This window comes from Polaromonas sp. P3_C2, from assembly GCF_056402675.1.
On sequence record NZ_JBFUGX010000125.1, the window covers coordinates 1 to 8,255 of the forward strand.

At 61.9% G+C, this 8,255-nt stretch carries 7 protein-coding genes; 2 read left to right on the top strand and 5 right to left on the bottom strand.

All coding sequences use genetic code 11. The features are described from left to right. The first annotated feature begins 334 nt into the window (after positions 1-334). Positions 335-2,764: a cellulase family glycosylhydrolase gene (locus AC1DWI_RS07500; protein WP_477671494.1), complete on the top strand. Its 2,430-nt coding sequence runs from the start codon at positions 335-337 to the stop codon at positions 2,762-2,764. A gap of 21 nt (positions 2,765-2,785) precedes the next feature. Here AC1DWI_RS07500 and AC1DWI_RS07505 read toward each other — a convergent pair whose 3' ends face one another. Together AC1DWI_RS07505 and argE are read right to left on the bottom strand one after the other, a co-directional pair. Next, the gene (locus AC1DWI_RS07505) at positions 2,786-3,745 is read right to left on the bottom strand and encodes a tripartite tricarboxylate transporter substrate binding protein (protein WP_457279180.1); all 960 of its coding nucleotides are present in this window, start codon (positions 3,743-3,745) and stop codon (positions 2,786-2,788) included. A gap of 48 nt (positions 3,746-3,793) precedes the next feature. Continuing rightward, complete coding sequence (argE, locus tag AC1DWI_RS07510; RefSeq protein WP_477724612.1) at positions 3,794-5,020, bottom strand: acetylornithine deacetylase; 1,227 nt, start codon at positions 5,018-5,020, stop codon at positions 3,794-3,796. Positions 5,021-5,199: 179 nt separating this feature from the next. Between argE and AC1DWI_RS07515 the strand changes: the two genes are divergently transcribed. Next, positions 5,200-5,709, top strand: coding sequence for a DUF1993 domain-containing protein (locus AC1DWI_RS07515; RefSeq protein WP_477671496.1), 510 nt, complete (start codon positions 5,200-5,202; stop codon positions 5,707-5,709). A gap of 63 nt (positions 5,710-5,772) precedes the next feature. Here AC1DWI_RS07515 and AC1DWI_RS07520 read toward each other — a convergent pair whose 3' ends face one another. The 3 genes from AC1DWI_RS07520 to AC1DWI_RS07530 all read right to left on the bottom strand — a co-directional run. Further along, the gene (locus AC1DWI_RS07520; RefSeq protein ID WP_457279177.1) at positions 5,773-6,294 is read right to left on the bottom strand and encodes a hypothetical protein; all 522 of its coding nucleotides are present in this window, start codon (positions 6,292-6,294) and stop codon (positions 5,773-5,775) included. 624 nt (positions 6,295-6,918) lie between these two features. Continuing rightward, positions 6,919-7,617, bottom strand: a complete 699-nt coding sequence (locus AC1DWI_RS07525; protein WP_477724613.1) for a hypothetical protein — start codon at positions 7,615-7,617, stop codon at positions 6,919-6,921. A 147-nt stretch (positions 7,618-7,764) separates the two neighbouring features. Continuing rightward, positions 7,765-8,255 (bottom strand): methyltransferase domain-containing protein (locus tag AC1DWI_RS07530; RefSeq protein ID WP_477724614.1); only part of this gene is annotated, 491 nt, incomplete at its 5' end.

The window sequence follows — 8,255 nt, forward strand, 5'->3', positions numbered from 1 at the left end:
ACCCAGCACCAGGGMTGCCCGGAAGAAACTTTTTGTCATGAATGAAATGAAGTCAAGCCGCTTTGTGTATCAGTAACAAGGTGGAAGGCCTTGCACCCAAACGGCACTGTTAAAACCGCCATTGAAAACGCACCAGGGCGGGGCGCAATGACGGTAAGAAATTATCTGCGGCTATTGTCGCTGACCTCGCTGTCTCTTGCTTGCACTGCGCCGGTAACCTGTCAGGCCTGACAGGGGCCGAAATGTAAGCGGGACACTGTGTTGATTCAAACTGTAATGAAGCCGCAATACGGGGTTTAACCTGAGGTCTTTGGACGAACAGGAGCGCACCCCGATGCATAGACGTGAATTTTCACAGGCCGCCGTGGCGGCGGGCGCGTTGGCCGCCTTTGGGCCTTTCATGACGGCCCGGCTTGCCCAGGCCGCAGCGCCTCTTGCTGCGGCCGGCTCGCCAGCGATGGGGACCAATCTCTCCGGCATGGAATGGGCAAAAACCGGCTTGCGGCGCAACACGAGTTCTGCAACCAACATCCATTTCACCGTGCCGCGCAAGGCCGACGTGGATTATCTCGCCGCCTGCGGCTTCACCAAAAACAGGCTGCCCATTCAATGGGAGCTGCTGCAGCCCATGCTGCATGACACAGTGGCCAACGCTGCGGCCAAAGCGGCGATCGGCAATCCGGGTGTTTTCCACGCTGCGTATGAAGCCTATATCACCGGTGTGCTGGATGCCCATGCGGCGGCGGGTATGAAGTGCATCATCGACAACCATAACTACGGGCGCTACCAGGATTTCAAATTTCAGGCCGACGGATCCGTACTTGGCCTGACCGTGCCGTCCGACCCGCTGCTGCGGCCCTACACCACCGATGCAAGCCAGGTGCAGGTGAGGATTTTTTCGCTGACCGCAGGCGCCACGCTCAAGCAGTCCCAGTTTGCGGATTTCTGGGCGCGTGCCGCCACGAAGTGGAAGAGCCACCCCGGCTTCGGCGGCTATGGCCTCATGAACGAACCGCACGACCTGCCCAAGCCGGGTGGCCTTATCGCCTCGGATGAAGAAACCGTGAAGGGTGGTGAAGACCTGGCGATCATGGCGGCTTATTCGCAGGCTGCCATCAATGCGATCCGGGCCATAGACCCCATCAACCCCATTTATGTGGGCGGCAACCAGTACAGCGCGGCCATATCGCTGGGCACCAAGAACCCGGGCTTTCCGGTCACGGGCGCCAATCTTGTGTATGAAGTCCACGTCTACCTTGATGCCTTCGGCAACGGTGCCTCTTTCGATTACGACACGGAAGTCGCCAAGAACTACAGCGCGGGTTTTGGTGTTGGCCCCATCAAGGCTTCCACGGGCATGGACCGCCTGAAGATTGCGGCCGACTGGGTACAGGCCCGGGGTGCGAAGCTGGCGCTCACCGAGATCGGCATGCCGATTGACGACACGCGCTGGCAAACCATGTTTGCCCAGGCCATCAACTATGCGCGCCAGGTCAACTGCGAGGTCTATAGCTGGATGGGCGGCAACCACTGGCCCATCCACAACTACGCCATCAACCATGTGCCGGGCTGGCACCAGAACCGCACGCTCGAGCCGCTGGTCTCGGGGCCGATGAAGGCTGCGGTGGGTATTGTGCAGGCCACCGTGTACGACGACGGTCCTGGCTATTCACCCGCCGGCGCGCCGCTGACGTTCACGGTTTATGCCCGCGGCAATCTGGCACAACCCGTGACGTTGACCGTGGCCTCCAACAACGGAGGCACGCTGAGCAAGTCCAGCCTTGTCATTCCTGCGGGGGCCAACGGCCAGGACACCTTTACCTTCACGCCGGCAGCCAATCGGGTGGCTACGCTGACCTATACCAGCGGCGGCCAGCTGTCGGGCCAGGTGCCGCCGCCGCGCAAGGTGTTCTCGCTGACCGATCCGGTGGCCTACGCTGCTACCAGCCTGGCCGATGCCGCGCTGGCCATCATCGCGAAATACAACGCCTGCAAATGGGACATGACCCACGGCTACACCGACTACCTGCTGGGTGCGCCCGCCGCGGCCGGGCAGGCGGTACGCGCGGTGTCGGATTCGGGCTACGGCTCCAGTGCCGGCAATGCCATGGAGATGATCAACTGGATCAACAGGGACGGCCCCAACATGGGCACGATGGCGCCGCCGGTGATGCGCGTCAATGCCGGGGGCAAAAAATATTCGGACCACAGTGTTTACGACACGGCGGGCTTCTGGTGCAAAAAATCAGTGCCGATGGCCGGCATCCAGCCCAATCCGAAAAACCGCGTGCCCTACAACATTGAAGATCCCCATTTCGCCCTTGCCGCGGTCAGTGTTCCGGGGGCAATCAATACCGGCGTGGTTTTCCAGGCCTCAAAGACCGAGACGCTCTACACCTCGGACCTGGGTTTCACCAACAGCCAGCCGTATGCCAAATGGGTGGACTCGGCGGGGCAGACCGTGCAGCTGACCAGCGCCACGAAACTCCCAGCGGGTGTGCCTGCCGTGATGGCGCTCACCTCTGCACCCGGTGCGCAGAGGCTGCGTATCAATTCGGTGCAGGCGGGCACCGCCAGTGCCACGCTGGCGCCGGGTGTGTGCAGCCAGATGCTGATCGGCTGGGGTTATCTCAGCTACTATCCGCGCGGCAGTTTCAGGGGACACATTTACGCCGTCATCGCGGGCAAAGGCGCCCCCACCGTGCCCGAGCTGGCCGTGCTGGAAAAATACCTGGCCTCCGTGGCCGGCGTCACGCTGCCATAGGCCGGCGGCGAAGTGCTGGCGCTATTCGACCTTGGCACCCGAGGCCTTCACGACCTCGGCCATGCGCTTGTAGTCCACTGCCAGCAGCTTGGCAAAGTCGGCGTTGCTCAGGGCCAGGGGCTCGATGCCCTGCTTGTCCAGGCGCTCAAGGATGACGGGGTCCTTGAGCAGTTTCGCGATGGCCGCGTTGACACGGTTGACGTCGGCTGCGGGTGTGCCGGCAGGGCCCAGCAGGCCAAACCACGAGTCAAACTGGTAGCCCGGCAAGCCGCTTTCGGCGATGGTGGGGACTTCGGGCAGGTATCTGGAACGCTTGGGTGAGGTCACGCCGATCAACCGGATGCGGCTGTCCTTGGCGAAAGCCAGCGCACCAATGCTGGCGGCAATCACGGCCTGTGCACGGCCCGAGATCACTTCATTGATGGCTTCGCCCGTGGCTTTGAGCGGCACATGCACCACGTCGATGCCGGCCAGGCCGTTGAAATACGCCATGGAAAGATGCGTGGCGCTGCCAACGCCTGCCGTCGCGTAGTTCATCTTGCCCGGGTTGGCCTTGGCGTAGCGGATGTATTCGGCCGCGGTTTTGGCGGGCACCTCGGGGTGGATCATCAGCACGTAGTCGGCCGTGCCGATATGCGCCATGGGCGTAAAGTCTTTTTGCGGGTCGTAGGCGAGTTTGGTGTAGAGCGTACCGGCGATGTTGTGGCTGGCGGCCGCCAGCACCATCGCACCGCTGTCGGGCGGGGACTTGGCGACATAACCCGTGCCCACGGTGCCGCCCGCGCCGGGACGGTTTTCCACAATCACGGTTTGGCCCAGTGCAAGGCCGAGCTCGGTGGAGATGGACCGGGCCAGGATGTCCTGCACGCCGCCCGGTGCAAAAGGCACCACGATGCGCGCGATTTTGGGGTTGGCCTGCGCCAGTGCGCTGCCTGCGGTCAGTGCCAGGCTGGTGCCCAGGAAATCTCTGCGTTGCATCATGTGTTCTTTCGGGTGAGGTAGGGGTGCAGTGGTCAGTTCAGGACGGGCTCACGACGGATTTATGCAGAGCTCGTCGGCCAGGCGGCGCATGAAGCGCTCGCACCAGGCCAGTTGCTCCAGCGTGATCCATTCGTTCGGCTGGTGTGCCTGCGCGATATGGCCGGGGCCGCACACGATGGTCGGCACACCGGCCTGGTGGAACAACGCAGCTTCCGTGCCAAAGGAAACCTTGCCGGCGCCCGAGTTGGCATCTACATCCGCGCACCTGAAGCACAACTGGGCGATTTCGCTGTCGGCTTCCGTCGCAAAACCGGGCAGCACCGAATTGAGTTTGTGGGTGATGCCGGTGTCAGCCGCCACCGCCTGCATGGCCGGCACCAGGCTGTCGGCAAAAGCTCTGGCTTCGTTGAACAGTGCATCGGGCGAATTCATGTGATGGTGGCGGATCTCCCAGGTCACATCGCAGTCGCGCGGGATGATGTTGAGCGCGGTGCCGCCGGCAATCACCCCGGTGTGGATGGTGGTATGCGGCACGTCGTAGATCGGGTCAAACGGGCCTTCCTTGACCAGTCGCCTGTGCATGGTCTTGAGGTGGGCCACAAATTCGCAGGCGATCTCCACCGCGTTCACGCCCAGCGGCGTGAGCGATGAATGCGCTTCAAAACCGCGCACCGACGGCTTGTAGGCATGCTTGCCCTTGTGCGCAATCACCACCTGCATGCCGGTGGGTTCGCCCACAATGCAGCCCGCAGGCTTGTAACCCTGCTCCACCATGTCGGCAATCAGGCGGCGCACGCCGATGCAGCCGACTTCCTCGTCGTAGCTGAAGGCCAGGTGAACCGGGCGCTTGAGTTTGCGCTTGAGCAGCTCGGGCACCATCATCAGCGCGGTGGCGCCATAGCTTTTCATATCGGTCACGCCGCGGCCATAGAGCTTGCCGCCAATGACTTGCGCTGCGAACGGGTCGGTGTCCCAGGGCTGGCCGTCCACCGGCACCACGTCGGTATGGCCCGACAGCACGATGCCGCCCACCTTGGTTTCGCCGTTTTCGGCAGGCAGGGTGGCCCACAGGTTGGCTTTCTTGCCGCTGTCGTCATAAGTGCGCCGGCATTCAATGCCCAGTGCCTCAAGCCGTGCCTGCGTCCAGTCAAGAAGGGGCAGGTTGCTGTCGCGCGAGACGGAGGCAAAAGACACCCATTTTTCTATCAGCGGCAGGGCGGCGAGGTCGGCGGCCTGCACGGACTGGCGGGTGGCGGCGGGGAGAGGGGCGTTCATGGTGGGGCCTTTTGGGGAGGGCGGAAATTGGTATGACAGCATACTATTTTGCGAAGGCCTTCGCCGTCCTCAAAGGCCATTGGCGGGCTGCGCGCATTCCGGCCGCAATCCGGCGAGAATGCAGGGCGCCGCGTGCAGGGCGCGGCAGGCTATCTCCATTCCTTTACCGAAAGCATTTCATGACCAGCAGCATCTACACCACGTCCATCCCCGTTTTCAAGCAGATGCTGGGTGGCCTCAAGGGCGTCCTGGCCAAGGCCGAAGCCCACGCTTCCGCCAAAAACATCGACCCGAATGCCTTGCTGCAGGCCCGTCTTTTCCCTGACATGTTCCCCTTGCTGCGTCAGGTGCAAGTGGCCAGCGATTTCGCCAAGAGCGTGTCGGCCCGGCTGGCCGGTGTGGAAGTGCCGAAGATCGAAGACAAGGAAACGACGTTTGCCGAACTGCAGGCGCGTATTGACACCATCCTTGCCTTCGTTGAAGGCCTGGACGTGGCGAAATTTGATGGGGCCGCCACGCGGGAGATCGTCACGCAAGCCGGCACGCCCAAGGAAAAGCGCTTTACCGGCCAGTCCTACTTGCTGAATTACGGCCTGCCGCATTTCTTTTTTCACACCACCACGGCATACGCCATCCTCCGCCACAACGGCGTGGAAGTCGGCAAAAAAGATTACATCGGCTCGTATTGAGCCTGTCGCCGGCACCCGGGATGGGTGCCTGCTGCCTGGCCCTGGTGGCGCCTGGTGGTGCGCCTAGTGCGCCGGGCTTTGTGCCAGCGCGGGCGCTCCGGGCGCAGCCGGTTCCACGGGCGCGCGTGGCGCATAGCCGCTGCGCGGCCGGGTGGGGCTTTGCATCCAGATGGTGGGGTCGGGCATTTCCTGATGGGGGCAGCTGTCGCCGCCGTCAAGCTGCCATGAAATGCCGTGGAGCCAGTCACTGGCGCGCGGCTCAAAACGCATGATGTCCGCCATCAATACTTTCTGGAAAGCCGCCGCGTAGGTCAGCAGGCGCAGGTCCCACTGCTTCATGATGATGCGCAGGTACATGCCTTCGCCGCGTGTGGGGTTGGCGGTCAGCAACATCTGGCAGTCCAGCCAGTTCGACGGAATGCCCGCCCGCCGGGCGGTGTCCCGCAACAGCACCTGAATGAGCTGCTGCCGCACGCCGATGGTGGAGTGTTCGTCGCCGGGGACAGAGACTTCCGATTCGGGGTGGGTGGCGCTTGAGGCCGTTTTTGGCTGGCTTTTCAGTCCAAAGAGCTGTTGAAGTTTCATAAGGTGCCCGCATCGCGTTGTGGCGCCAGCTGTCTGACAAGAGGTATTTTTGCGCTCTGTCTTTGGCTAACACCGCGTGTTACAAAGTGTTAACAATGTCGACGACTGGCGTCCGCAAGTCAAGCCGAGGGCTCTTTAAAAGCGGAATTTTTTCATGAAAACGCGGCCAAAATGATGTGCTTCGTGAGTATTCAACGTGGACGCTACAGGCGAGAACTGGCCGTGGTTGGGATTTTTACTCGAAGACGCTGGCAGCGCCGGGAAGCCTGCACTGGATTTGCACCTGGCAAACGTCAATTCCTGCTAAATGTTTCTTGATGTAACAGATTGATGATTTTGGCCAGCGAAGAAAGGTGTTGGCATGACGCGAATCCAGCATGGCGCGATGCCCGCGCAACTGGACTTCAGTGACGCGAAAGCGGGGGCCCGCATCGGGCCCATCTGGCATGCGCCCCGGCCTGCGCGAACATTGGGCAAGCGTTGAGGGGGTTGCTGCTGTTCTTACGGGAAAAGAGCCCGCAGGCCAGACAGGGCGAGCGCAAGCAGCTATTAAATCGATAGCGATGCAGCTGCCTTGCGCAGGTGCTTGTGGTTTAGCGGCACGCGGTTGAACAGATGCGCGCGTTACTTTCCACCATTTCCGCCACCGTTGCCTCCGCCATTACCACCGCCGTGGCCGCCTCCATTGCCTCCACYCTGGCCGCCATTGCCGTTGCTGCCGCTTTTACCGGACTCTTTTCCGGCGCCCAGGCCTTTGCTGGAGGCGTGAGCCGTGGCGACATTGCTGGCATGAAMGGCATGGACGCTGTCATTGGCTTTCTTGCCACTTTTGGAGGTATGCGAAGCGCTCACGACGGCGCCCAGTTTCACGCCCATGCTGTTGGCAATCTGGCCCCAGCCAATGCCGTCGGCCTTCTGGGACAGTAAGCCGCCCAGTGTGGCCGAGAGCTGTGAAGGCGTAGGGTTGGTGATGCCTTGTTTGGCCAGCGAAGTCTTGGCCAGCGCAAGGGCAATATTGATGTTGCCGTAACCCATTTTTCCGGTGGCCGGCGAAAGGCTTGCGGCTGGCGCGGTGGCGTTGGGTCCGGTCGGGCTGGGGCTCAGCGAGATCGGTGTGCCCGTGCGCAACCCCTCAACCAGTGACTCGGCGTTTTGGGGTGAGCCGGCAAATGCGCTGTAGCGGCTCGCCAGCTTTGCGCCTTCCGGATTCCCGGCCGTGGTGCTCACACCGGCATCTGTTGTTTGTGCGGCAAGGGCAAGACCGCCGGCCAGAAACATGGCAGTGGCCGTTGCGGCGATGGTGATGGTTTTTTTGATCAGCATGGGGTGCCTCGCTTTCTGAATCAACCTGAAGCAGGCCGGACCGCGACATGCGGTGCGGCTTTTTTTATCTTAAAGGCCGTGCGGCACCGCTCGGCCGTCTTCCGGCGCCGTCCTACGGCCAAGCCCGCCAAAAATGAAGCCGCAGCGCTAGGCGCGCACAAAATAGATGAATGTGGTGCCCGGAAAAATATGCCGGTAGACAGGCCGGGCAATAACCCGCGCCAGATTTTTGGGCTGAAGCAGGCCCGAGGCACTGTTGTACAGCCGATAGAGTTTGGGGCGCAGCGGTTTCAGGCCAAACTCTTTTCCGAAGGCGACGAGCGATTCATGGCTGAACGCGTTGATGTGTTCGAGCGGGGCAATGGGCATCTGGTCGTCGGGCGACAGCGCGCCGAAATCTTTCCCCTGGCTGATTTTTTTCAGCGCGGCAGCCGCGTTGGGAACGCTGATCTTGATGACCCCGTCTCCTGACAGGGCATCGCGCAGTTTCTCGAGCACCAGCCTGGGTTCCGTCAGGTGTTCAAAGACCTGCTCCGTATTGATGAACCTGAACCTCCTGGCCGGCAGGTCGGCCAGGCCGACAACCCGCAGCCCTACGGATTTGCCGTGGCGGGCGCGTTCTTCGGAAAGCTCCACAC